Origin of the sequence: Haloarcula sp. CBA1129 (assembly GCF_008729015.1) — an archaeon.
Classification (GTDB): domain Archaea; phylum Halobacteriota; class Halobacteria; order Halobacteriales; family Haloarculaceae; genus Haloarcula.
This window is the reverse complement of record NZ_RKSM01000001.1, coordinates 785,284-811,171: the sequence shown is the minus strand read 5'-3', so window position 1 is coordinate 811,171 and position 25,888 is coordinate 785,284. Positions and strand designations below refer to the sequence as shown.

23 protein-coding genes and 1 pseudogene are annotated in these 25,888 nt (G+C 56.8%); 7 read left to right on the top strand and 17 right to left on the bottom strand.

Features of this window, described 5'->3' with window-relative positions; all coding sequences use genetic code 11:
* Positions 1-585: 585 nt before the first annotated feature.
* Positions 586-1,026 carry a hypothetical protein gene (locus Har1129_RS04025; protein WP_151121202.1) on the bottom strand — a complete coding sequence of 147 codons (441 nt, stop codon included), beginning with the start codon at positions 1,024-1,026 and terminating at the stop codon, positions 586-588.
* Between the two features lie 109 nt (positions 1,027-1,135).
* Positions 1,136-2,422, bottom strand: a complete 1,287-nt coding sequence (locus Har1129_RS04020) for a 2'-5' RNA ligase family protein (RefSeq protein WP_151099507.1) — start codon at positions 2,420-2,422, stop codon at positions 1,136-1,138.
* Positions 2,423-3,057: 635 nt separating this feature from the next.
* Here Har1129_RS04020 and Har1129_RS04015 point away from each other — a divergent pair.
* A complete protein-coding gene (locus tag Har1129_RS04015; protein ID WP_151099505.1) occupies positions 3,058-3,423 on the top strand; it encodes a hypothetical protein in 366 nt (121 codons plus the stop codon).
* Positions 3,424-3,930: 507 nt separating this feature from the next.
* Here Har1129_RS04015 and Har1129_RS04010 read toward each other — a convergent pair.
* Positions 3,931-4,407: a hypothetical protein gene (locus tag Har1129_RS04010; protein ID WP_151099504.1), complete on the bottom strand. Its 477-nt coding sequence runs from the start codon at positions 4,405-4,407 to the stop codon at positions 3,931-3,933.
* 421 nt (positions 4,408-4,828) lie between these two features.
* Between Har1129_RS04010 and Har1129_RS04005 the strand changes: the two genes are divergently transcribed.
* A complete protein-coding gene (locus Har1129_RS04005; protein WP_151099503.1) occupies positions 4,829-6,091 on the top strand; it encodes a Cdc6/Cdc18 family protein in 1,263 nt (420 codons plus the stop codon).
* A gap of 453 nt (positions 6,092-6,544) precedes the next feature.
* On the opposite strand, the gene Har1129_RS04000 is transcribed toward Har1129_RS04005, so the two are convergent.
* Positions 6,545-6,793 carry a hypothetical protein gene (locus Har1129_RS04000; RefSeq protein WP_005533486.1) on the bottom strand — a complete coding sequence of 83 codons (249 nt, stop codon included), beginning with the start codon at positions 6,791-6,793 and terminating at the stop codon, positions 6,545-6,547.
* Between the two features lie 88 nt (positions 6,794-6,881).
* On the opposite strand from Har1129_RS04000, the gene Har1129_RS03995 reads away from it, so the two are divergent.
* Positions 6,882-7,142: a hypothetical protein gene (locus Har1129_RS03995; RefSeq protein ID WP_151099501.1), complete on the top strand. Its 261-nt coding sequence runs from the start codon at positions 6,882-6,884 to the stop codon at positions 7,140-7,142.
* Positions 7,143-7,305: 163 nt separating this feature from the next.
* On the opposite strand, the gene Har1129_RS03990 is transcribed toward Har1129_RS03995, so the two are convergent.
* The 5 genes from Har1129_RS03990 to Har1129_RS21285 all read right to left on the bottom strand — a co-directional run bounded on the left by Har1129_RS03990 (position 7,306) and on the right by Har1129_RS21285 (position 12,056).
* The gene (locus Har1129_RS03990) at positions 7,306-7,647 is read right to left on the bottom strand and encodes a HalOD1 output domain-containing protein (RefSeq protein ID WP_151099499.1); all 342 of its coding nucleotides are present in this window, start codon (positions 7,645-7,647) and stop codon (positions 7,306-7,308) included.
* Between the two features lie 237 nt (positions 7,648-7,884).
* Positions 7,885-8,895, bottom strand: a complete 1,011-nt coding sequence (locus tag Har1129_RS03985; RefSeq protein WP_151099497.1) for a hypothetical protein — start codon at positions 8,893-8,895, stop codon at positions 7,885-7,887.
* A 65-nt stretch (positions 8,896-8,960) separates the two neighbouring features.
* Positions 8,961-9,542, bottom strand: a complete 582-nt coding sequence (locus tag Har1129_RS03980; RefSeq protein ID WP_151099496.1) for a hypothetical protein — start codon at positions 9,540-9,542, stop codon at positions 8,961-8,963.
* 396 nt (positions 9,543-9,938) lie between these two features.
* Positions 9,939-11,147, bottom strand: coding sequence for an orc1/cdc6 family replication initiation protein (locus Har1129_RS03975; protein WP_151099494.1), 1,209 nt, complete (start codon positions 11,145-11,147; stop codon positions 9,939-9,941).
* A 666-nt stretch (positions 11,148-11,813) separates the two neighbouring features.
* A complete protein-coding gene (locus Har1129_RS21285) occupies positions 11,814-12,056 on the bottom strand; it encodes a hypothetical protein (protein WP_305037537.1) in 243 nt (80 codons plus the stop codon).
* 432 nt (positions 12,057-12,488) lie between these two features.
* Here Har1129_RS21285 and Har1129_RS03965 point away from each other — a divergent pair.
* Positions 12,489-13,719 (top strand): annotated as a pseudogene (locus Har1129_RS03965) (IS4 family transposase).
* Between the two features lie 61 nt (positions 13,720-13,780).
* Here the strand turns inward: Har1129_RS03965 and Har1129_RS03960 are convergent.
* Positions 13,781-14,812, bottom strand: a complete 1,032-nt coding sequence (locus Har1129_RS03960) for an NAD(P)-dependent alcohol dehydrogenase (protein WP_151099492.1) — start codon at positions 14,810-14,812, stop codon at positions 13,781-13,783.
* 69 nt (positions 14,813-14,881) lie between these two features.
* Positions 14,882-16,033, bottom strand: a complete 1,152-nt coding sequence (dgoD, locus tag Har1129_RS03955) for a galactonate dehydratase (protein ID WP_151099491.1) — start codon at positions 16,031-16,033, stop codon at positions 14,882-14,884.
* A 120-nt stretch (positions 16,034-16,153) separates the two neighbouring features.
* Between dgoD and Har1129_RS03950 the strand changes: the two genes are divergently transcribed.
* Entirely contained in the window at positions 16,154-16,927 is a 774-nt protein-coding gene (locus tag Har1129_RS03950; protein ID WP_151099489.1) for an SDR family NAD(P)-dependent oxidoreductase, read from the top strand.
* Positions 16,928-16,931: 4 nt separating this feature from the next.
* On the opposite strand, the gene Har1129_RS03945 is transcribed toward Har1129_RS03950, so the two are convergent.
* From Har1129_RS03945 to Har1129_RS03920, 6 genes are all read right to left on the bottom strand, one after another.
* Positions 16,932-18,407, bottom strand: coding sequence for a rhamnulokinase family protein (locus tag Har1129_RS03945; protein ID WP_151099487.1), 1,476 nt, complete (start codon positions 18,405-18,407; stop codon positions 16,932-16,934).
* A gap of 26 nt (positions 18,408-18,433) precedes the next feature.
* On the bottom strand, positions 18,434-19,087 hold the full coding sequence (locus tag Har1129_RS03940; RefSeq protein WP_151099486.1) for a class II aldolase/adducin family protein: 654 nt from the start codon (positions 19,085-19,087) through the stop codon (positions 18,434-18,436).
* 61 nt (positions 19,088-19,148) lie between these two features.
* Positions 19,149-20,309: an ABC transporter ATP-binding protein gene (locus tag Har1129_RS03935; protein WP_151099485.1), complete on the bottom strand. Its 1,161-nt coding sequence runs from the start codon at positions 20,307-20,309 to the stop codon at positions 19,149-19,151.
* Positions 20,310-20,394: 85 nt separating this feature from the next.
* Entirely contained in the window at positions 20,395-21,273 is an 879-nt protein-coding gene (locus tag Har1129_RS03930; protein ID WP_151099484.1) for a carbohydrate ABC transporter permease, read from the bottom strand.
* Positions 21,273-22,205 (bottom strand): carbohydrate ABC transporter permease, encoded by a 933-nt coding sequence (locus Har1129_RS03925; RefSeq protein WP_151099483.1) that lies wholly within the window; start codon positions 22,203-22,205, stop codon positions 21,273-21,275. Before Har1129_RS03925 ends, Har1129_RS03930 begins: the two co-directional genes overlap by 1 nt.
* Positions 22,206-22,242: 37 nt before the next feature.
* Positions 22,243-23,676, bottom strand: coding sequence for a sugar ABC transporter substrate-binding protein (locus Har1129_RS03920; RefSeq protein ID WP_151099481.1), 1,434 nt, complete (start codon positions 23,674-23,676; stop codon positions 22,243-22,245).
* Positions 23,677-24,013: 337 nt separating this feature from the next.
* Between Har1129_RS03920 and Har1129_RS03915 the strand changes: the two genes are divergently transcribed.
* Both Har1129_RS03915 and Har1129_RS03910 read left to right on the top strand, forming a co-directional pair.
* Positions 24,014-25,048, top strand: coding sequence for a galactitol-1-phosphate 5-dehydrogenase (locus Har1129_RS03915; protein ID WP_151099480.1), 1,035 nt, complete (start codon positions 24,014-24,016; stop codon positions 25,046-25,048).
* Positions 25,045-25,848, top strand: coding sequence for a class I fructose-bisphosphate aldolase (locus Har1129_RS03910; RefSeq protein ID WP_151099478.1), 804 nt, complete (start codon positions 25,045-25,047; stop codon positions 25,846-25,848). The genes Har1129_RS03915 and Har1129_RS03910 overlap by 4 nt, the downstream gene beginning before the upstream one ends.
* Positions 25,849-25,888: the final 40 nt, after the last annotated feature.

The following is a 25,888-nucleotide window of genomic DNA, read 5'->3' as shown; positions in this document are numbered from 1 at the left end:
GTAAACTTCCTACTGCTAACCAACACAGAGAGGTATTCATTCAGCTTGTTGGTTAGCGCGAAATACTGGAAACGGAGGATCCTCAGCCGTTCTGTTGGAATGCTATTCCTCAGATGTATTCTCATACGAAACAGTCTGTCGCCGAAGCCTGCAACCTGATCGCTGAAAGTGCTGACAACGTTCATATGTTTTCAGAGAACCGTGCAAGATGGAACGCGCATATTCAGCACTTTATCTAATGACGGACCTTGGGAGTGTCGAGGCTACCCCTTTGTGCCAAGTATAGGCGGAATATAACACGCACATCCGCTTGCTAAGATTTACGGCACCAAATCTTAAACTATTCACACAGGCGCACCCGCAAGGTAGATAATACCTCGCACCCAAGGCACTCTACCAGATCCTCAGTATCACCGCCGGCAAATCCCTGAGGTCTTCGAAGCCGGTCACGGTTCTCCTCAATCGCATCATCCAGATCCTCCAAGATCTCATCCCCCTCTCCTTCACATCTTCAAGCCGCGACTTTTTCCGACTCAGCTTCCGCCTCTTCCTCTCCAAGAAATTGGCCCTCAGACAACAAGGAAATCAGATGACAGCGGTCAAAATCAACGCAGCAAACGCTAGGACACAGACTATAGCAGCGTAAGCCGATATCGTTCCCAACGCCTCCGAGATACGGGAGTCGAACAATTCGAGGACATCCTCTCTCGATGTCTTCCTCCTTGTCTGAGTCCGCCTATCCGCGTACTCGAGCTTGAAAGAGTTATGCATAAAACGGAGTTTCGTCGGCTGATACTGCTCGTAGAAATCATACTCGTCGATGAAAACCCTGTGCGCAGTCTCCAACTCATCCTGGTAACCATTCCGGATCCGGATTCTATCCTGCTCCGAGATCACTTCCCGTGCGGCGTACAAACTACGGGTAGACGGAAAGATCCGGGCGAGATATGAGTAGAACGGCTCAACTCGTTGACCGGCGACCACCGCCAGCAAACCAGAGATAGAGCCCAGAAGACCCAGTCCCATCCGTAACAGTACCATCTACTCTGACAGTATAACAGACACCTGGCTTATAACTGAGCAATTCGCCTGACACCCTGGCTCCTGTATGCACCAGCCCGCAGCTGAGGTCAACCTACAGATTATATCTCGCAACAGTCACCCACTCAGAGACAGGCCCTGTCGTCTTGACGAGTACAAGCTCGCCGACTTGAACGGTACTCGGAAAGGCCGACATATCGATTGACTCGGCCAAATCTAACCGCTCCTCTACATCCATATCGCTGTAGATGAGACTGAGATGCGGGACATACATCCCACCATCCACATCAAACACCTCTACCGCCTCCTGGTGCAAAGAGAGAACCTCCGCTGTAGGCTCAACCAGCAAAAACACGCACTGGTGCTTCGTCGTCGAACACTGAACCCGCGTAAACTCGACATCGAAGACGCCCTGTCCCTCAGCAAGACTCTGGACACCCTCCTCTAGCACTGATTCACTGGCTTGAATCCCGCCTACTACGGTGATATGCGGTTCAAACTCAGGTGCATCCTCGTCCAGCTGAGCGTACTCCTCGACAGTCTCTTCTAACTGCTGATACGCCTCCGAGCCGCGGTCAGGAACAAGCCATACCGAATACATATCTAAATCCTCTATCTCCCCAATCCTCGACTCCAAGTCATCCTCCAGTACTGATTCCAGAACCCCTGACTTAAGTAGGTCCTTGTGATTTCTATACTGCAACCAGGCTGCCCCAATTACAACGAGCAGAACGATCTGTGTTCCAAGTATCAAAGCTGGACCTACCAAATCTGGACCTATCCAAGAGGGACCCGGGAACATCGACAAGAGACCAGTCCAATCGTCTGGTGCCCCCTCACGATAGACAGCCCACGTACCAGCCGCCATCGGGACAATATATGCTGTAAGAGCAATACCCCTCATCGAATAACGAACACAAAGCTGTATAACTCGATGCAGACCTTGCAGATCCGAATCTTTCTTAGCGTGCTTGAACTCCTTGAGATACTTAGCTTCAACATTCTGGAACCGTGGATTCTGACGGATACTGAACCCGCCGTGGAATAGCTCATACTCTGCACCAAGATGATCCAGCTTCGCCTCGATCAAGGCCAGAAGCGCAGCCAACTGAGTCACGTAATGCATCGACGAAATGTGAGACAAGTAGAGAAACCCGAGCACATACGGCACTAAAACTAAGACCCGTGCATCACCGTTGGTCGTGAAGACATATCCGACGATGACACCAAGCGCCGTAAGCGAACCCAGATATCGACGGCTCTTCCGCTTCCCGTGAGCCCGGATCTCCTGCCGGTGCTGATCATACATCGACAAGAGAACCTCCCGATCATCACCTCCCTTGGACGGATCCCCGCCGTCAGACCGAGAACTATTGGACATACCCTGCCTGAGACAGCAACCGGACAAAGTAGTTGTCCACAGAATATTTCACCGACTATCCAGGGTGAAAATGAATCCGAGTAGGACACCGGCAGCAACAGCTACGAGCAACGCCACGGCGGTAGAAACCTCATTCGCCCAGATACCTGACGAAAGCGCCTTCTCAAACAAGTTCCCCGACCCATGAATCATATACGCCGAGATAATCGAATGGTTCACCGCCGTCAACGTATTCGTGATGAATCCCAGCAACAAGATTCCGACCTGACTCGTCTCCGAACCACCGTACCGGAAATTATGGCAAAAACAGGAACCCAAAGTCGTCGTCGCGATAGAGACCATCTTTGACACAGCAACAGCAGCATCCAGATCCATCCCGCTCCTAACCAGGAATTGTTCACCATCTCGTGCTGAACTCATGCTCTTCATCTTGTACGGTAAATCTGGTCCTGATAGCCGGTACATTTTGCTGATCACCGCATCTCTTATACTGAGCGATTGAGGCTAAGAAAACTCACACTTCTGACTGTCTCAACAGAGCCGTAGCTGATTCGACACTCACAACGGAGATAGCAAACCAACCATCATCGCTAACCAACACAACCGATAACTTCCGCAAGAGTGTTGGTTAGTACATGAGCGACCGAGCCCACGCCGAGGCGGCACTGGAGGAACTGGAAGCCATCGACTCCAACGAGATTCCAGCGGACCTAATCGACACACACGAGCAGGCAATCACCGCCCTCGAGACACTCTCTGATCGTTTCAAGAAGCCAACCGAGACCGACACCCAACCCATAGCAGAACACGACACACCGGACGAGTGGGCTGAGAATGAGTGGGATGACCAGCTTGCGGAGGCTCACGAAAAGGCAGACATCCCAGCCTCGAAGGGAACGCTCACAACCAAAACCATCGACGGACGTGACTACTATTACCTGCAGTGGCGAGAGGGCGACACTGTCACGAGCCAATATGTGGGGCCAGTTGATCCAGCCTGATTCGGACGGGGGACCACACACACACCCCCCGTTTCGAGTGTTTTGCTCCGAGCGACAGTCTCTCCGACGGAAGAGCGGTTCCGCCCGATTCGTATATAAAGACAGTTCCGATCACCCCCCGTTTCGAGTGTTTATCATAGGAGTGAGCCGTCTACTACTACTACTAACGTTACCTAGTAGAAAAGAATATATATAACATTCAGGACAGCGACACCACTCGATCACTGGACCCCCGAAACTCACTCTCTGATCTTCGCCGTAGCAGCCATCTCTCGGTGGAATCGAAGCCGTTCGAGATGTGATTCCTGGGGAAACAGATGATTCCCGCAGAACACTCGAAACGGGGGGTGTGTGTGAATCGGAGGATCTCACCACCAGAATCTCTCTCACGAAAACTGCTTCATGAAAAAATGATTGGATCACTCGGTCAGTAAGTGTGCAAATCTACCGTCTCAGTTAGTGCTGCAGGGTGCAGTAAAGCAGGAGATGACATCACAGGACAACAGGCTACTCTGTATCTGCAAAAATCGGCATACTATTTCGGGCGGCTGCAGAGCTTTGGTACAGTTCGTCCGGGGTAGTATCCTGAGGGATATCATCTCGGTCGCTGACACCTGCGTAATTGTCAGATATTGCGGCCATACCGGACGCAACTCCTATTAGTACACTACTTCCGCCCTTCTTGGGATCGAACCCTTTCATTTCGGAGATGACCTCCAGCTCTGTAGCCTCCTTCGCCGCACTATCTAAATCCTGCAAAAAAGTCTCTACATCAGGATCATCTCTATTTTCAATATTATATTTATATGTGAGTTCGATGTCTATGATAACTTGGACTGCCCGATCAATATATTGAATTTCATCTTCAGATAGATCCTTTTCTTCTTGAAGTCGTTCTATCGCTTCAGAAAATAATAGAGAGGTTCCCTTGCTTGATACACTGCTTAAAATCGCCTTGATTAGCACCGATTCGACACCAGACATGTCTGTCACCTCGTTACCGTTCTTTCATATTATTTGTGTGTCCTGAACAGCATTAGTAGATTACCTCTCTGTCTGGTTCCTCGATACAGAACACTCACAGATGACCGGTAGGAGGCTGAGGGAAGCCTGTCGGTCAGTCATGTCCCACTCATCTGCTTGGAGACAATCCGAAGTCCCACTGTCAACTCTCCAGCACAGCCCGCTGTCCAAAACTAAAAGAACACTCGAAATGGGGGGTGACGAACATTCACTGCTTCACCACGAACAGGTGAACGCCCATAATCATCGATACAGCCTCTCTATATGATGGTTACACTCGAAACAGGGGGAGTCAATAGGCAACCATGCATTGGAACAGGAGAAACACTCGAAACACTCGAACTGGGGATTTATTATCGATTGGTCTGAGAATACATCTAACATGGATTCCCCGTTTGACGAGCCTGGGAAAATCTTCGCCGATAAGCGGCCTCTCGATGAGGATTATACCCCCGAGACGATTCTCTGTCGCGAAGACGAAGTCAGCCGCTATTCTGAAGCCCTGCAGGATGTCATCGAAGGGTTCGGCCCGAACAACGTCTTCATCTACGGGCAAACGGGCAACGGCAAGACCGTCGTCACGAAGAAAATGATGCAGTTCCTCCGCGCCGAAGCCGCCCAGCACGATGTCCCGGTGACGATACTCGAAATCAACTGCAACAAGGACGACAGTATCTTCAGTGTCCTCATCTCGCTCGTTAACCAGCTCCGGCCCCCAGACGATCAGGTCCCCGAACAGGGACCGACAAAGGGCTTCCTCTGGTCGACACTGTACGACGAACTCGACGACCTCGAGGGCGATGTCGTCGTTGTTTTAGACGAAATCGATATGCTCGGTGCGGACAACGACAAACTCCTGTATGAGTTCCCTAGAGCTCGCAAGATGGGGTCACTGGAGGACACCCGCGTCGGTGTCATCGGCATCTCGAACAACCATATGTTCAAAGACTCGCTGGACCCGCGGGTCAAGAGCACGCTCTGTGAGTACGAAATTTTCTTTTCGCCCTACGATGCCACCGAACTCACTGATATCCTCCAGCACTACGGCGATCTCGTGTTCCGGGACGGGATTATCGACGAGGGTGTGATCCAACTGTGTGCCGCCCGGGCCGCCCAAGAACAGGGCGACGCTCGCGAGGCCCTCGATCTGCTTGAGACGGCTGGGAATATCGCACGCAAACACGATGCCGGGCAGGTCACTAAAGCCCACGTCGAAGAGGCTGGCAGCCGCGTTGAGGAACAGCGCGTCCTCACAATCGTTCGCGAACAGCTCACCTCACAGATGAAACTCGCGTTGCTCGCGACGGCCTTCCTCAATATCGACGACGAGGCCTCTCCCCGTGCGAAGAACATCTACCAGGTCTATGAGAATATTTGTGAGGTGTGTGGCTACGAACCCCGCTCGAAGCGTCGAGTCAACGACTTCCTGGACTCGATCCGCCTTTATGGCTTGCTTGAGCGTGACGAGCGCAACCTCGGCCGGGCGGGTGGCCGTTCGTACATCCACACGCTGGAAGTCTCCCCCGAACTCGTTTTCGAAGGGCTCAAACAGGATCAGGATGGCTCTGAATCGACACTGGAGCGCTACGACCTCGTCCCTGATCCCGACGAGGCCCAGCAGGCTCGGTTGATGTCCTACGTCTGACCGACACTGGACTAACCAACAACTACACAATCGCTCTTGATCGTTGGTTAGCTCACTCTGACCCCGTGGCGAGGAAGCAATTTTCAAAAGCAGCGCTGTTCTGTCCGACCTGCGAGCACGCCAGCCCAATCGGCAGTGACTGGATCATGGACGATTCTGTTCAGCGCGACCGCCTGCTTTGTCCCCGCTGTGGCACCGTCGTCGTTGACCAGCCGCAGCTGTAGTACTGGTGGCGTCACTTGTAGACGAACCAAATGTGGACTTTATCGCTCGCATCGAACCGTAATGGACGTCGACGACGGACGAGCGAGCGCCTTACCACGACCTGCATCTGAAACCACAGCCCCAGCTATCGCTCGGCCATATCAAACAGTCAGCACCGCCGACAAATACCAGTACTGTTGCGCCATAACTCTCTGCTGACGGCTCTCTTTGGAGGGGGCCGCCGTCAGACTAGGATTGCTCTAGCAATTCGACCCACTCGGGAGCGGCGTCGTGAGTACCGTAGTAGAGCGAGTTGTCCGGATACTGATCGTCGTCGGCCTCGACAGCGACGATCACGTCGCCGGCGCTGCGCGAGATTCCTGAGACAGTGCCCACGACCTCGTCGAGTGGTCCCTGTCCGTCCGTCCAGTCGACGCGAACGCGGTCACCGTGGTTGAAGTCATACTCCTCAAACGAAGGCGATTCTGTGTCACTCAAGATGATGTCCTCCAGCCACGAGGGAGTCAGAAAATACGTCTTGACCCAGACGGAGCGTTGATGCTGTTTGCCGAGAGAAAAAGAACTAATGACCGAGTTGCGGGTTCGGAAACCCGATGGTTGGACAACCGTCTCGTTTCCCGATGACGTTGCGGCGATCTCGGTCGTCGGCGGGAAGGTCGACGGTCAGCTGTGCCTGACCCTCACCGGTGAGAGAGAAGACGGCCCCCGGATCGTCGAAACTGGTATTCTCGACGTCGACGAAACTGATGAGCACTTGCTGGAGAATACAGTGCCCCGGACCGAGGACGGGACAAGTGTCGTTTTGGATCGGCTACTGCCAGAGTGACGAACGTGTCATAGATGGCTTCGCACAGTCTGTTTGGCTGGGTCTTGCCAAGAGTCGCGTGCAAGATATAGGGCACAAGTCTTGCACGACTTTCTGGTCAAATAGCGTGCGAAGAGAGCGTTCGATACATAGAAAGGACTACTGCGAAGGGATATCACGTAATCTATACCGGCTCATCCTCGAAGATCGATTCGGGGTCGGTCTCTATGGTCGCGTCACAGACACGAATGCGGCCGTTGGCACTCACGAATACGTTCCACTTGCCGATCCGCAATGCCATGATCACATTCCCATCAATAGCTTCATCGGGTGGTTCCATCAACTGAGTAAGTGCGTCAAAATCTACCGACTCGTACAATGGCGGCAGTTCAGTTGGGGCAACGCCTTCAGCCTCAGCAATTGCATTGACAAACGCCTCCGTGAGCGTCTGGTCCCCGTCTTTCTCGAACTCTCTATCACTAATTACCGTACAGCTCCGAGTCAGCGCTAATTTAGAATCCCTCATCAAAAATAATGTACAATCCCCACACATAAGACACTATTGTGAGGATCTGAGTTACATAGGCAGAAGTCATTCCGAGTTAATCACCGACGTAATCGATCAGTGCTGCATACACTCTCTGTGTCTTGCACTGCCTTCCGTAACCATATCTATTTCAATATTTCAAGTTGACCGGAGTAAATCGGCTGTGACTGTTTCTATGACACGCTGGCCAGACTGACTGCTATCTCGACACGGCAGTTACCGCTCCCACGGGAGGAATCCGTTCCGCTCGCGATAGGCACTGATCTGGTCTTGGAACTCTTGCTCCTGGAAGTCTGGCTCGTCGCCGTGGATGTCCTCGGGTGAGACGCCGTCGGGAAGGTGCTCATAGCCCGTAACCTCCTCCGTGTCACCCTCCTGCTCGGGCTCGTGTCGGTGCTGTCCACACTCTCTACAGGTCCAGATCATACGGTCGAGATGGGGATGGCACTCGAAGCCATCGAACCCGTGGGATTCGTGTCCCGTCACGGCGCCACACTGCCGACAGTAAAACCCGATACCAACTATCTCCGGTTCGGCTCTCGCCTGGTGGCGCTGTACGACGCCGGGCACAAGCCAGTACGTCCCATCGTCCTGTCGGAACTCCTCTGTGAGGCGCTGGAACTCCGAGCGGTCGGTGATTGGTGTCCCGTCCTCGAGATAGATCCGTGGCTGGACGTCGCCGTCCCAATCGGTCTGCTCGTCGGCTGTCTCCAAGAGCGCCTGTCCAGTTTCCTCGTCGATCGTGGTTTCAGTCGGCAGGTCGGGCCAGCCCTGAGTGAGATTGGAGGCTGGCTCGGTGCCAAAGGCCGCTCGACACTTCACCGTGCCGTGAGAGGTATCCTCGCCACTCGCGATGCTACTGGACACGGAGAAGGCCGCAGCGCCCAGTGCTCGTGCGTGGAAGGTAGTGTTCGCTTCGACGAGTGCGAGTACGACCCGGCCGAACGTCCACTCCCCAAGTGGGCTGCTATCCTGATCGCCGGAAGGAATCTCTGAGACACCGGTTTGAGCGCAGAACGGACACTGGCGGTTATCTTGTGGAATCTCCTGTCCGCAGGTCGAACAGGTGCGAGTCTCATCCTCTGTCTGACTGGGATAGCCGGTGGATTTGAGGACCCGTTCCCGCCCGTTTTCCCGTGTTTCAGGGTCAGAACTCGCTGCACCTCGAATGTCTGCGGGGTCGTATTCAGGATTCCGATCAGTCACACGCTTGGTTGCGTTCGTCATCGTATTTAAACTCCAGCCATGAGGGTCACAGAAAACGAATGCAGCCGAGACTGGGCGTGAGCTGGCTACTCGCAGCCTGTGCCGTCTGCGACTTCTTCGATGAAGCTGTCCGGTGACGCGTCGAGGCCGTGCTGGTTGATGAGTTCGAGGGCAGCCAGCGCTGCGCCTGTGTCTGCAAGGTCTGCGGCGAGCAACTGCTTGAGACGAAGAGTGCCTTTGTCGGCACGGTCGAGATCTGAGCCACGCAGTTGCATACACTCCATGAAGAGGCGTCTCCAAGCGGTTGCTGAGCCAGTTACTGTCAGCTTCCAGTCTGAGGCCTCATATCTTGAGGACGATTGCCGACGGTAGTGTTCTTCGAGTCTGTCGAGCAAGTCGTCAATGACCGTGCCCTTCTCAACGGTCCGTCCGTGTTTGACGTAGTCCGGGTCGATGAGACTGCACCACTCATCGTATGAGTCGATCACGTACTCAACAGCAAGCTCAACTTCGACCGTTTCGAGACAATCGGCCTTCCCAGTTTCATTCACGCGCCGAAGTCGGTCTGCGGTCCCTTCGGCTTGGACTGTCAACTCTGGGAACGACTGCGATTCACTTTGTTTTGCCTGTTTTCCGGTCTGACTGCTGTTGGTGGTTTTCGATGCCATGGGTACTGTCAGGACGCTCCCGCTGGAGCACCCCTCACCCGGCTGTGGGTGCAAAAATAGAATATTGGTGAGAACAGTTGGGTACGTAGCGAGTTCTGGTTATGTCTCAGAAATGAGCGCAAACCCAGAGAATCCGCCATGCCGGGACAAAAAAGACTGCAACCATTCGTCTTTAGTTAATACTCTCAGTAATACACCCCAACCGCGTTTTTCGGCAATATACGGCCTGCTCAGACCAGCTATGGCGAAGAACGCTCAGTTGAAGAGGAACTGTATCGCTTGATCTTGAGAGAGTGAGGACGTCAGCCATTGATTTTCTCGCCCAAGTACTGGTGTGCATAATTTGGTATATGTATATTACTATTGGGCTTAGATAAAGACGCATGAGACTGCAACTCAGGTTTCAAGTGTGAGGACGATATCTGCGTCCCACAGGAGCGTGTACTGGCTATAGTGCCCTTTCCCTTCTCCAGTCCCTCGTCGACTCCCTGCAATCTCTAAAAAGCAGAGTTCGTTGAGTAGCTGTCGGGTCCGTTCTGTTGAAAGCGGGTCTGCCCCACTCTGATCACAAACATTGAGATACATCTCGCGTATTCGCATCGTCCGGAACCATTCTCGGTCTGGGTGGTTCTGACTGAGGTTCGCTAGCGCGACTAGAATATGCTTGCTATGGGGCGGAAGCCCAGAAATCAATTCAAGCAACCGATCAGACTCTGCTGTGGCGCGTGCATCTGAGAGGTGTGATTCTTTTACTCGCTCAGCGTTCTCCTTGTTCGCTTGGTCACCAGCATATCGGAGGAGGCGCATGGCCTTTCGTGCGTCTCCATGTTCCTTGGCGCTCAGTGCCGCAGCACGGGGAATGACTCCCTCATCAAGGACGCCGTCAACGAAGGCATCGGTCCGATTTTGAAGGATCTCTCGGATTTGCTCCGCGTCGTAGGGTTCAAAAATAAATTCGTTATGGCCGAATGAGCTCTTTGTCCGTTCGCTCATTTTGTCCCGATAGTTGATTTTGTTTGATACCGCTATCACTCCAATTGGAACGTCAACACTTCCGTCTTCCCCGGCTCTTGACAAGGCCATCAAAAGATCGTCGTTGTTGAGTTTGTCAACTTCGTCCAAGACAATGATTGCAGCGTCATAAAATTCGTTCAGGACCGACCACACCCGTTCAAAGTACTCGTTCTCTGAAATCCCGCGTGCCGGAAACTTTACACCGCTTTCTGGTGGGTTGATTGCACGACCGTATTTGCTCAGAGCGTCAGAGTTACCCTTTGCCTGCTGACAGTTAATATATCCTGTAGCAAGCTTCACATCCCGGTTTTCAGCTTCTTCCTGGGCAATCTTGGAGACGTGCTTTGCAACGAGTGACTTCCCACATCCGGTTTTCCCGTAGATGATGATCGAATTCGGTGGCTTCCCGACGACAATTGGCCCGATCTCTTCAGCAACTTTCTCTATCTGTTCATCCCTCCCGACGATGCGTTTTTCACTGGGTACGTAATCAATCTGAAGGATCTCACGCTGCTCAAAGATTCTTCCTCCGCTCTTATCGATACTATCAAATACGCTGTGGAGTGTCTCTGATCCGTCCTCGCTATCCATTATTAGAGTTAGACAGCAGTCAGCGAAATAAAACTTAGGTACCTAGTTATGAGTAAGATGCCCGCGAAAACAAGTGAAAAGATAGATATCAGGGTTTCCTTCTTACACAAAACTTAGCTGACCCACACCAGATTTTGAGTAAGATGGAGGGAGACACACACCTAGTTTGGAGTAAGAAGGACAGGTAGGCCAGTGCGGAGAGAAGCAACATAGAGGGTTGTGGCGACACGTTCGTTGTCTCTCCACGGACTACACTACTACTTACTAGAACAGCTAGACTAGAGGAACACACCTAGTTTGGAGTAAGGAACTCGTTCCAGAGCAAGTCATCTCGTCTCCTACGACACTGATCGTATAATCCTTACTCAAAATCTGGTGTGTGTGTCTGAACCTGAGTTTTTGTTGCTGACAGTTCAGACTGATAGAACAGCTACACATAGTATCTCCCTCCGCGAACTCACGAAGTGCTGTTTGCTCACTTGAGGCAAGAACAGACTACTACAAGCAGACCGCTGATGAGCGCTTATTCGGTCGCTGAAGAGGTGTGATAGGACGCCCCAGAATCAAACGAGATCAGTTCCTCAATGCGGTCTTCGAGCTCCGCAATCTCGTCTTGGAGCTGCTGAGCTTCATCATCGTCAGCATCGCTGGCGACAAGCCGATCTTTCAGTCCCTGAAGCCGGGTCTCTTTGGTCTCCTCGTCAACATCGGCTTTGCGGACGCATCGGTACTCTCAATGTCGTACAGATCCGTCTCTGACAGCTCGGTCACATTGAGTGTGTCGCTGTACACTTGCAGATCCGACTCAGTGCGCTCGGTTTCTTCATCCTCATCGCCGGTCGTAGCGATCTGTGTCGTGGTTTCGAGGTCGCTCTGTCGGATGATGCCGGCGTCTTCATCAACTTCCATGCGCATTCGTCTTTAGATAAGTGTGTTGGTAATCTTTGAGCATATGGCGATAACTAACAGTATTAAAGAGTGCGATTCTCCCGACTGAGTTGCTGTTGTTGTGAAATCAGGAAATAAGATGTCAAAATGGGTGATTTGGGCTTGTTAGAGCAGTGAACGACGAATTTTGGATGGAAAGTCACGGGCAAATCGTATTGTATAAGTATAGCTATACACAAATGGTGGCTAATCTTGCTAATCCTGTTACAAATATACCAGTATATCTGTCGCATGGGGACTTCGTTTCGGTCTCCGGCTTTCCGTACAACGTCGGTTACCATCCGTCTTTAGTTAGGAGACGAACCGCGTGACAGCAGCGGCTTATCGAGGCATCTTTTCGAGAGGAATGAGGAGGCGTCAAGTGTGCAGCAAGAAGCCTCCTCATCGAGAATCATGCGTCGGCTCACTACACTGTTTCCCCCGAGTTCCTCGAAGAGCACGCCGAGGAACTCGGCGTGGTCGAACGCAGCAGGAAAACGCAGATGCCCGCTCTCGTGTGGTCATTCGTGTTCGGCTTCACCGCAGGCGAGAGTCGAACACTCGCTGGTTTCCGGCGCAGCTACAACGCCACTGCTGATGAACGCTCTCTCCTGGCGGATTCCATCAGCGGCTGACGCCGACTTTTGCGGAGTATCTCTGCGAGCTCGTTGAGCACGGCATCGACGAGGTCGCTGTTCCTGATGCTGTTGACGCTGACATCGACCGATTCAGGGACGTGATGATCGCCGACGGAACGGTGCTGCGGTTGCACCGGCTTCTCTCAGAGGAGTTCGAACCACGGCGAGGGGAGCAGGGTGGAGCGAGGGTCCACCTGCTCCACAACGTCACCGACCAGACGATTAATCGGTTCAACATCACTGACGAGAAAGCGCACGACAGCACCGAGTTTTCCACGGGGTCGTGGCTAGAAGACCGGTTGGTGCTGTTCGATCAAGTGTACTTCAAGTACCGCCGCTTTGCGCTGATTGACGAGAATGACAGCTACTTCGTGAGCCGGCTGAAACCGAACGCAAACCCGGAAATAACGGCGGAATTACGGGAATGGCGTGGCGACGCCATTCCCTTGGAAGGTGAACAGATCCAAGATGTCGTGGACGCTCTCCACCGAGAGTGCATTGATGTTAAGATAGAAGCGACGTTTCAGCGACGAGAGTACGCGGGCACGCAATCGTACGATAGCAAGACGTTCCGTGTCGTCGGCGTCCGCGACGAGGACGGCGACGACTACCATCTCTACATCACGAATCTGCCGAGAGAGGAGTTTCTGCCGGCAGATCTAGCGACGATTTATCGATGTCGGTGGGAAATAGAACTGCTGTTTCGTGAGCTGAAGACGCAGTACAATCTGGATGAGTTCGATACGAGCAAGACGTACATCGTGGAGATTCTGGTGTACGCAGCGTTGCTGTCGCTGCTGGTGAGCCGTGATCTGTTGGATCTGGTCACCGAGCAAGCCGACGACGAGATCGTGTTTCCGCCGGAACGCTGAGCTGCGACCTTCCGGTCGCACGCCCAGCTCATCCTCCACGAACTTGGCGAGCACCTCGGCTACTCGCCACCACCGTTGTTAGAACGGCTAATCGAGGACGCACAGAAAATCCATCAGCAACGACCGATCTTATAAGAGACGTTCGCTACTGCTACGCAACCGAGGAGTGAGGCCTAACTAAAGACGAATGCGTCGGTTACGAATCCAGTGATATCATGCCCTTGACGACAGTCGGCTCCATCACTCGGCGGAAGGCGTCGTCGATGTCTTCGAGTCCGGATTGGAAGTCGATTATCCCCTCGACGTCGACTTCGCCGTTGGCCAGCAGGTCGATAGCCGCGTCGTATGTGTTCTTGTACCGGAACGAGCCATGAACATCGACTTCGTTGTCGATGAGTTCCAACACGTCGATCGGGACTTCCGCTTCGCTGGCGAGCCCGACCAACACGACCGTGCCGCCGCGACGGACCACATCAATAGTCGATTTGATCGACGGCTCCGCACCGGAGGCTTCGGCAACGACATCGGCACCAATTCCGTCCGTGTACTCGGCGACCGCCCCGTGGAGATCCGTTTCGGTAACGTTGACAGTCAGGTCCGCTCCCCGCTCTTCAGCGAATGCCAGCTTTTCGTCGACCACGTCAGTCATGATTACGTCCGTCGCGCCCGTTGCGCGCGCGGCCTCCAGTATCATCAGCCCGATGGGGCCGGCTCCGGTTATCAGCACCGTGTCACCGGTTCCGACGCTACCGCGGCGACAGGCGTGAATCCCGACCGAAAGCGGTTCGCACAGCGCACCCTCGGCGGTGGAGACGGATTCCGGTAGCTCGTAGGCGAAGTCGGCCGGCCACGAGACGTACTCCGTGAACGCGCCGTCGTGTGGCGGCGTCGCCATGAACCGAACCGATTCACAGAGATGGTAGTCGCCGCGCTTGCAGTGAGCACAACGCCGGCAGGGAACACCGGGTTCGAGTGCGACGCGATCGCCCGGTTCGTGGTCCATTACGTTCTCGCCAACCTCGACAACTTCGCCGGCGCTCTCGTGTCCGAGAACGAGCGGGTTTTCGACGACGTAGTCGCCGATCCGACCGTGTTCGTAGTAGTGGACGTCGGATCCGCATATACCCACGTCGCGCACGGCAACGAGTACGTCGTCCGGTCCGGGCGACGGTCTGGGACGATCTTCCAGTTCGAACTCAGTCAACTCTGTCAAGACAGCGGTTCGCATACCTGTTGGCACGGAACAGAGCCATAAAAATACACAGGGTGACCCGCCCTCTTCGGTCGCCGTGTCAAGTTACCATTCCGCGACGCTGCCGTCCTCGTGATGCCAGACCGGATTGTACCAGTTGACCTGTGTCTGTGCCAATTCCCGGATGAGGCCCTCGTCGATATCGATACCGAGTCCGGGGCCGGTCGGTCGCTTGACGTAGCCGTCCTCGAACTGGAACGTCTTCGGGTCCTCAAGAACCTTGAGCCGCTGGCTTGTCGTCGAATCGTGCAGGTCGAGGTCCTGTTCGTGCATCACGACGTTCTGTGCGCAGAACCCGACCTGGAGGCTCGCCGCGAACGCGATGGGGCCGAGCGGGCAGTGTGGAACGACAGCTACGTCGAACGCTTCCGCCATCGAGGCGACCTTGCGCATCTCGCTGATGCCACCAACGTGGGTCACGTCGGGCTGGAGAATCGACACCGCGTCATCAATGAGGAGTCGCTTGAAATCATAGCGCGAGTAGAACCGTTCGCCAGTCGCTATCGGGACAGTCGTCCGCTCGGCGATACTGGCAAACGAGTCGTCGTGTTCGGGGAGCAACGGCTGGTCGATGAACATCAGATCGAACTGTTCGAGGCGCTCGACGAGATCGGCAGCCATCGGTTTCGAAACGCGGCCGTGGAAGTCGACGCCGACGAGGGCGTCGTCACCGACGGCGTCACGGATTGCGGCTACACGCTCAACTGCATGATCGACAGCATTCGGCGTCTCAATCGGCCGAAACTCCCGGGCGAAGTTAAACTTGAACGCCTTATACCCGCGTTCCCTGTCCTCCTTTGCCGCTGCGGCCACGTCTTCGGGATCGTCGCCACCGAGCCACTGGTACACGAGTAGTTTATCGCGGACGTGACCGCCGAGCAGTTGATGCACCGGCGCGTCGTAGTGTTTCCCTTTGATATCCCAGAGTGCATGGTCGATGCCCGCGAGCGCGCTCATGAGTATCGGCCCGCCGCGGAAGTACCCGCTCTGGTAGAGCTTCCGCCAGTGGTACTCCGTTCGGAGCGGGTCGGCCCCAAGCAGATATGCCTCGATGAGTTCGGTGACGGCGGCTCGAACTGTCTCCAATCGGCCCTGAACGATCGGCTCGCCCCAGCCGACGATCCCCTCGTCAGTTTCCAGCTTCAGGAGCAACCACCGCGGCGGCACGGCGAACAGTTCGAAGTCGGTGATTTGCATGGCTATGTAATTTTCGAGAGAGTACTTGTAATGACTGGCTCCCGACATCGGTACACCAGTGAATGTGACAGTGAATGGCGTACATTTATGCTGGAGGCTACCGGAGCACCAAGCGTACGTATGAGTGTACTTGACAGTTTCTCCCTTGACGGAGAGACAGCTATCGTCACCGGTGCGGCGCAGGGTCTGGGCAAACAGATGGCGACCGGTCTCACTGAGATTGGGGCCGACGTTGCAATTGCGGACGTGAATATCGACAAGGCATCCCAAACAGCGGAGGAACTCGACGGCGAAACGGACGTGATCGCGACGGAGGTCGACGTGACGGACGAAGCCTCGGTCAAGGCGATGGTTGAGGACGTGACTGACCGCCTCGGACCGATTGACGTACTGGTCAACAACGCCGGCATCGTCGAGAACTCGCCCGCGGAGGAAACGAGCATCGAGTCCTGGCGGCGTGTGGTATCGGTTAACCTTGACGGCGTATTCCTCTGTGCCAAGCACGTCGCTCAACAGATGCTCGAACGTGGCGAGGGCCGAATCGTCAACATCTCCTCAATGTCGGGCTTCGACGTGAACGTCCCGCAGAAACAGGCCAGCTACAACACGACGAAAGCCGGCGTCAGGATGCTGACCCAGTCTCTGGCCGTCGAGTGGGGCGACCAAGGCGTCCGCGTCAACGCCATCGCACCCGGCTACATGCGGACCGAACTCGTCGACGAAGTGCTCGAAGAGAACCCGAAGATGGAGGAGACGTGGCTGGAGAACACGCCGATTGGCAGGCTTGGCCGACCAGAAGAGCTGAAAGAACTCGTCGCCTACCTTGCGTCGGATGCCTCGTCGTACATGACGGGGTCGACCGTCGTGATGGACGGCGGCTACACTTCGCGGTGAACCGTCAGGCCTCGGGAGACTCGGCGTCAGTCAACGTGGCCAGCCGTTCTTTTGCGCGGGACCATTCGTCGCCAGCCCCCGGTTCGTAGGTCGTCGTCTCGAAGGCCGACTCGACCAACTGCCGACCGGTCTCGATGTCCGGCACGGTTCCGGCAGCGACGGCCTGTGTGAGGACGTTGCCGACAGCCGTCGCCTCGACTGGGCCAGTCGACACCGGGCGGTCGGTGGCGTCGGCCAGTAGCTGACAGAACAGTTCGTTTCGAACACCGCCACCCCCGAGCACGATCCGCGACGGTGTGTTGTCGACGACTGCTGCGAGCGCGTCGATTTCTAGCGCCGTCTTCGTCGCGAGGCTATCGAGTAGACAGCGGACGATGCCGCCCTGCCCCGTTGGAACGGGCTGATCCGTTTGGCGACAGTAGGCCCGGATCTGGTCGGGCATCGGCTCATCGATACCAAACGTGTTGGCGTCCGTATCGACGAGTGCGGCCCGCGGCAGAGCCCCCTCAGCGGCCGACAACAGCGTATCGTACTCGATCGGTTCGCCTCTCTCACGCCACGCTTCGCGGCATTCTTCGAGCATAAAGAAGCCGTTGATATTTTTCAGGAGTCGGACGGTTCCGTCGACGCCGAGCTCGTTCGAGACGGCCTGCTCGAAGGCAGCGTCCGTCCGCACAGGGTCGTCGCGTTCCATGCCGAGGACGAACCACGACCCGGTGTTGAGGAACGCAGCATCCTCACCTAGCGGGAGGCCAGCAACGGCCGCCGCCGTGTCGTGGCTCGCTGGCGTCACTATTTTTGGCGTCGAAGACAGCCCCGAGACGATATCGTCGTCGACAGCGCCGAGAGACCGACCGGGTTCGGACAGGTCCGGGAGCAGGTCCGTGGGAACCGACAGGTCATCGAGCAGGTCAGTGGCCCACGCTCGCCGCTCCGGGTCCACCATCTGCGTTGTCGATGCAATCGTCACCTCGCCCGCCGGTTTGCCGCCCAACTGCGCGGAAAGGAGCTGTGGCATCATGAGCAAGCCGTCACTTGCTTCGAGGAGTTCGGGCTCGCGCTTGGCGATGGTGTGGAGCTGCCACAGCGTGTTCGGCGTGTTCCAGTTCGTGATGCCGGTCGCGTCGAACAGCCGCCGCTTTCCGACGGCCTCAAACACATCGTCGCGCGTGGCCGTCGACTCGGGGTCACGGTAGGAGACCGGGTCACGGAGCAGTTCGCCGTCCGCCATGAGCCCGAAATCGAGGCCCCACGTGTCAATACCGACTGTATCGAGGCTGTCGGCGTGGTCCTCGGCGGCCCGGATACCGTCCCCGATGTGGTCGACTAGCGCGTCGACGTCCCAGACGTAGCGACTGTCCCGTTCGACGGGTCGGTTGTCGAACCGGTGGACTTCCCGCACGGCGAACGACGACTCGGTCACCTCGCCGAGGAACACCGTCCCGCCGCTCGCGCCGATGTCGATTGCGACGTGATTCATTGGTCAGTTGGGACAGGCATGCGTGGTTACTGCCCGTAGCTGTCGAGCTTATCGGCGAGCCGGTCGATTTCCTCATCCGGGAGGATTTCCGGTTCGCCGATGGCTCGGGCCTGGTGGTGGATACGGGCACAGTACTCGACCATCAGCGCGACCGTGTAGGCGTCATCCAGCGACTCGTCGGCTGTCAACACGCCGTGGTTGCGCAACAGCGTGGCGTTGAACGACTCACCCAGCGCATCGACGGCGGCTTCGCCGAGTTCCTCCGTTGCGTGCGTTCTGTATTCGGCGACAGGTACCTCTGTTCCGGTGAACGAGAGGAGGTAGTGCGACGCCGGAATCGCCTCTCCGAGCGAAGCAAACGTCGTCGCGTACGGGGAGTGCGTGTGGACGACGCCGCCGACCGCGGGTCGCTCACGATAGACAGCCAGATGCATCGGGAGCTCCGTCGACGGTTCAACGTCGCCCTCGACAACAGTGTCGTCCATTTGTACGACCGGCACGTCCGTGGGTTCAATCTCCTCGTATGGCACCCCCGACGGACTGATAGCGATATGCTCATCGTCGAGTCGGGCACTGAGATTCCCGCCGGTACCGGTCGTCAAGTCGTCTTTGAGCAGGCTCCGTCCGTACTCGCAAATAGCGTTCCGTGTCTCGTAGTGTGAAATATCTTCGTCTGTCATGTGTTGTGTGGAATGTATTGTCAGCTGACTGTAGTGAGTGAGTCGACGACAGCTGTCGTCGTCACTCGGCGGGCTGCATCTGCTCTTCGAGTGCCAGCTCGGCGTCGTCGCCAAGCTGACGCTGGTGGATTGTCTCGCCGCTGGCGGCATCGAACAAATGGACGTCCCGTTCCGGAATCTCGACATAAACCTGTTGCCCCTCACTGATCGGGCGCTGTCCGTCCGTCTCAACGATGAACGTCTGCTCGTGGCTCTGTGACTGGGCCCGGAGATAGACGTATGAGATACTTCCCATCGGTTCGACAACGTCGACAACGGCCTCGAACTCGTGGCCCGAGTTCGGTCCGTCGTGGAGTGTCATGTCCTCCGGCCGGATACCGAGGGCGAGTTCGTTACGGCCCCCGACCGAGGACTGCATCCGTTCGGTCAGGTCGAAATCAAAGCCGTCCGCTCGGAGTGTGCCGCCATCGACCGTGCCCTCGAAGAAGTTCATCGACGGTGATCCGAGGAACCCAGCGACGAACTGATTGGCCGGCCGGTAGAAACACTCCAGCGGCGTCCCGACCTGCTGCAGCTCGCCGTAGTTGAGGACAACGAGCCGGTCGCCCATCGTCATCGCCTCCGTCTGGTCGTGGGTGACATACAGCGTCGTCACGTCGAGGTCGTTCTGGAGCCGGTTGATTTCGGTCCGCATCTCTGCTCGGAGCTTCGCGTCCAAGTTCGATAGTGGCTCGTCCATCAGGAAGACGTTAGGGTCTCGGACGATAGCGCGACCCAGCGCAACGCGCTGCTGTTGCCCGCCGGAGAGTTCGCCGGGCTTGTTGTCCAGCAACTCCCCGATGTCCATCATCTCGGCGGCCGAGGTGACGGCCTCCTCAATCTCGTTGGAGGACATATCCGTCGACATCTTCAGCCCGAAGGACATGTTCTCCTCGACGGTCATGTTCGGGTACAGCGCGTAGTTCTGGAACACCATCGCGATGTCCCGGGCGCGCGGACCGAGTTGGTTGACGACGTCCTCGCCGATGCGGATGTCGCCTTCCGATTGCGTTTCCAGCCCAGCGACGATGCGCATGAGCGTCGACTTCCCGCTCCCGGACGGCCCGACGAAGACGATGAACTCGCCATCGCGGATGTCCAAGGAGACGTCGTCGACCGCAACGATCGATTCATCTCCGTCTCCAAACCGTTTCGTGACGTCGTCGATTGTGATACGAGCCATTAGTGAGCCTCCGTGTCGCGACTGCCTATCCCCGCCGCAGGGGTGTGATTTGCTATCGATACCTGTCGTGGCGTGGGCGTGGTGCTCATTCTTTGATCACCACACCGAAGCTCAGTCCGGCAGCGAGATACTTGTTGACCGCTATCAGGAAGATGACAACCGGAACGATCATCGCTGTCGAGGCGGCCGCGAGCATTCCCCACTCAATGGAACGGGAGCCGATGAACGAGTAGACGAACAGCGTTACCGGCACGGCCTCGAAGCTCGTCAGCACGAGCCCGAACAGTAGTTCGATCCACGCGAAGATGAAGCTGATAATCGCGACAGAGAAGATTCCGGGCTTTGCCGCCGGCAGGACCACTTTCCTGAACCCTTGGAACTGGGTCGCACCGTCGACCCGGGCCGCTTCCTCTAAGGTCTCGGGGATACCATCGAAGAATGCTTTCATCACCCAGACAACCAGCGAGAGATTGATGCTGACGTACATCAGCACCATCCCGATGCGCGTGTCGAACAGGTTGAACTCCTGAAAGATGATGAAGAATGGGAGTACTACAGCGATGGGCGGCAGCATCCGTGAGGAGAGTATCCACACGAGTACGTCCCGCTCCATTGGGATGTCGTACCGCGAAAGGACGTACGCCGCTGGCACGCCGATCAACAGCACCAGCACGACCGACGCGGACACCATGATGAGGCTGTTCGCAAAGGCCCCGACGAAGCCCGAATCCTGAAACAGTTGGATGTAGTTGTACACGGTCGGCAGGAAGATCCAGTCCGGCGGCAGCGAATTCGCTGTTCCAGGCGGCTTCAGCGACATCGACGCGAGCCAGTACAGTGGGAACAGCACAATGAACGACCACATCAGCAGGATGGTGTGTCGGACCGCCGTGACGAGCCTCTCCCGCGTGTCCTTGTCGAGTCGTTGTGACGCGGTTGCGGAGTCACCGTCTGTCGTCGCCATTAGTCCCACACCCCCTCGAAGCCGACCTTCGCAATGACGATGTTCGCAATCGCGATGACAAAGACTAGGTAGACGACAGCTATCGCAGCCGCCACACCGATCTGGTTGTTGATGAACATCTGTTCGTAGATGTTGATACTCACTAACTGGGTGGCCGTTCCGGGGCCGCCACCCGTGAGGCCGTACACCACGCCGAAGGTGCGGAACAGGTCAATCATCCGGATGAGCGTGGCGACGAACACGACCGGTTTCATGTAGGGAATGATGACGTGGACGTAGCGTCGCCACATCGGCGCACCGTCGACACGTGACGCTTCAATAAGCGTCTTCGGTACTGACGAGAGGCCGGCGTAGAAGATAATGAACATGAACGGCGTCCAGTTCCACGCGTCCAGTAGAATCACTGTCAGCAGCGGAACATCCGAAAGGAAGTTTGGCGCTGCGAACGGCGTTCCGGTACTTATGACGTAGGGAATGATGCCGATCTCGGTGTTCAACATAATCCGGCCGATGGTCGCCAAGGAAACGGGTGCGACGGCCATCGGAATGATGAACAGCACCCTGTAGAACGACTTCGTTCGACTGGAGCCGACGCCGGCGACGAGCGCAGCCAGGATGAATCCGAGTGCGGTTTCGAGCAACAGCGCACTGGCGACGACGGTGATCGTGATGACGAACGAGTGGACGGCGCCGCCGCGAGTAAACGCCGTCTCGAAGTTGGACAGCCCGACGAAATCAGCCGCAAATACGTCAAGCGTCGGCTCTGCGATCAGGCTGAGATACAGGTCATACGCACCGGGGAAGAAGGTGATGCTGACCATCACCAGCACCATCGGTGCGATGAACCAGTACGGGAGGTACTCGTTCCAGAGGGCGCTCAGTCTGGCGAAGGTCGATTTTGAAGCCGTTTCGGTTTGCGTTGGTGTACTCATTGGTGGGGATGTATCGTGACTCTGGTATGGCTGGGGTTCAGTTGTCGTAGATATCCTCGGCAACCGATGCGGCCTTGGTCATCGCCACCTCAGCAGACTTCTGGCCGGCGATGGCGCGCTGGAGTTCCTCGGAATAGCGCTGGCCCCACTGCGGGTACTTCCGGTCAAATGGGTCCGGTGCCGCTTCCTGCAGTGATTCGAGTGTGACCTGCGCGAAGTTCTCGCCCACCTGCGAGCGGAAGTCGTCGTTCTCCCAGACGGACTGCCGGACGGAGAACGCGGCGTCGCCTTCGACGTGCATCCAGGTGTTGGTCGGCTGTGAGGACGCCCACACCATAAACAGGAACGCCTGCTCGGAGTTCTGCGCGTTCTTCGACGTGGATATCTGCCAGTTGAACGCGTTCGGCGAGAACTGGCCGTCTTCCGGACTCGGAACCTTCGCGATACCGACGTTATCTGCAACTGAGGAGTCAGAGCCGGTGAGTCCGGGCCAGAACAGGTTTGCGTCGGAGACGATGTGGCCGGCGCGCCCTTCCTGCATCGTCGAGAGGACATCCGACCAGGTCTGGGTCGAAGCCCCTTCGGGACCGTAGTCCTGCAGCAGGCTGACGTACCACTCGGCCGCGTTGATGACGCCGTCGGAATCGAGGCCGGAATCGTCCGGGAAACTGTCCCAGAGTTCTGCGCCGTTCTGGCGGAGGAACGTGTTCAGGACGTAGATATTCATCCCGTAGCCCTTGTCGCCACGGCCGACGGTGCCGACGACGTCCGACTCGTTCTCGTGGATGGTCTGGGCGTTCTGCCGGAACTGTTCGAGCGTCTCCGCGACCTCCAGATCGTGTTTCTCGTAGAGGTCCTTTCGGTAGAACTGCGTCTGGACTTCGACAGTGATTGGCATCCCGGTCCACGTGTCGCTGTAGCCGCCACCGTGGGCCTGCCACCGCGACGCCTCGAAGAGGTCGTCGGTGTTGTACCAGTCCTCGTCGAAGAGGCTGTCGTCCTCGAAGTACGGGTCGAGGGGCTGTATCCAGCCTTCCTCCCGGAACTGATTGACGACCTGATCCATGTAGAAGACGTCGAACTGCCCGGCCCCGGTACTGACGTCAGTCTGGCGCTTGGTCCGGAACTGCTGTTCGGGGAGCACGTTCCAGACGACATCGATTCCAGTCAGTTCCTCGAAGACCGGGATCGCGGGCTTGATGGCTGAAACCCAGGGGTGCTGGACAGCCCCGATGTTTATTGAGGAGCCCTCGAACTGTTGCCAGTCGATATCGGCGTCCTCGTACTCGCTGAGCGGAATCGCGAGGTCGCCGTCGTTTCCGTCAGTGCTGGTTCCGCCATCGCTACCATCGCTTGAGCCGTCACTCGCGCCGCCGTTTGAGCCATCGCCGCCTCGTGTACAGCCAGCGAGACCGCCGAGTAGTCCGACACCTGTCGCTTTCAGAAACTTCCGCCTGTTGGAGTTCGTCATGCCAGTTTGCCTCGTCACTATCGAATTACCGATGCATAATAAAGGTAATCATCTGTAAGGTAGAATACTCACCTCGCGGACGGACCGACGGCCGAATGCGATGTGCTGGCGCGCGGTTTCCGATTGGTCCCCGATTGCGGGGATCCGTGGCAAGATTTTAATACGCGGTCCGAAAACAACTGTGGTACGGATTGACGCCGAGTCCGCTGTCCGTCCAGCCAGCCTGGACCAGTGGCGGCGGACTCCGGCCCAACCAATTCATGACCCAACCAACACCAACGCACGACCGGAGTACTGTTGCAGTGACGACCGCGACCCGACCAGCGGAGGGCGGCTGATGCGCGCAAGCACGCTAACAGACGTCGGCGAAATCACCGTCGAAGAGCGCGACCGACCGGAGCCAGCCGACGACGAGGTCCTCGTCCAGGTTGGTGCCTGTAGCGTCTGTATGACCGACTACCACATGTACCACGGCACCTTCGCCGCTGAAACGCCGCTGGTTCTGGGCCACGAAGGCGCCGGAACCGTCGCAGAGGTTGGTGCTGATGTCGACCGGTTTGTGGTCGGTGACCGCGTCGCAATCAACCCTACAGTGCCATGTAACGCGTGTTCGTACTGCAAGAAGGGGGCGACGCACCTCTGTGAGAACAACACGAGCATCGGCGGCGCCGGTGACACCATCCTCGACGGTGCCTTCGCCGAGTACGTCCGCGTGCCGGCCATCAATGTCGAAGACATCGGCGAAATGTCGTTCGAGCGGGCCGCCCTCGCCGAACCACTCGCCTGCTGTGTCCACGGCGTCGAGCAGGCGAACATCAAACCCGGCGATAGCGTCGGAATTATCGGAGCTGGTCCCATCGGCCTGTTGCTCCTGCAGGCGTTCCGCAACGCTGGCGCTGCCCCCATCGTTGTCTCCGAACTCGATGACGAGCGGCGCGAACTAGCGGCCGACCTCGGCGCGGATGCCGTCATCGACCCCAACAAGGAAGACCCAGAGAAAGCGATTCCCGAAGCGGCCGGCGGACCGGTCGACGTCGGTGCGGAGGCCATCGGGCTCGTCCCGACAATCGAACAGGCCAACGCAGTGACCGCCCCCGGCGGGTCGACACTCATTTTCGGCGTTCCCGACCAAGAAGCGACGATGGAAATCAGTCCGTTCGACATCTTTTTCGACGAAGTGGGCTACCACGGATCGTTCTCGTTGACGACCGAGGACTTCGAGCGGGCGATAACACTCCTCCAGTACGGACGTATCGACGCCGAGACGCTCATCACCGAGCGCATCAGGCTTGATGACCTCCCGACTGCGTTCGACCGGATGGGTAACGCTGAGGGGCTGAAGAAAGTAGTCATTCCAGGGGACTCTGAGTGAGCGAGTACGACCTCCTCGATACCAACTCCGGTAACGCGGTCGTCGTGGCGCTTGACCACGGCATCGGAATGGGTGCAATAGACGGTTTCGAGGACCCCAAGGCCACGCTTGATTCGGTACTTGCAGGCGAACCCGACGGTGTGCTCGTCGGACCGTACTTCGCCGAGCGATTCGCTGATACGTTCGCCGCGTCGTCGACAGACGTTCTCGTGACTGCGGACTTCGTGTCACCGTCGAGTCGGCCCGGCGAGGATATCGGTCCGTGGGTGCAACAGCAGGCGTGTGACACCGACCGCTTGCTGGCGTGTGACCCCGTAGGCGTCAAGTCGGTACTCGCCTTCGGCCGGCAGGATAGCCAGCCATTCGAGCGAAACGTCGACTACATAACCGAGATAACCAAATCCCTGCGGGGTTCTGGTGTCCCCCACATCGTCGAGACTGTCATATGGGGCAACGAGGTTCCTGACCGCTTCGAGACTGATACGAAGTACGTCGCAAACGCCTGCCGGATCGGTTGGGAGCTCGGGGCCGATATTCTCAAAGCGCCGTACACCGGTGACCGCGATTCATTCGAACCCATTGTCCGGAACGCCCCGGTTCCGGTGATGATTCTCGGTGGTCCGTCGTCAGGGTCTGTTCAGGCGATGCTTGACGATGTTGCTGGTGCGATGGCGGCCGGGGCCCGGGGTATCGTGACGGGGCGGAGCGTCTGGCAGACCGACAATCCAGCCGCTGTCGTGTCTGCACTCCGTCGGGTCATCCACGATTCCGACGCGCCTGAAGCGGTCTGGTCAGCCTGAAACGGTGGTTTTCTACGTGCTGGCGAAATAGCTTCGAGCG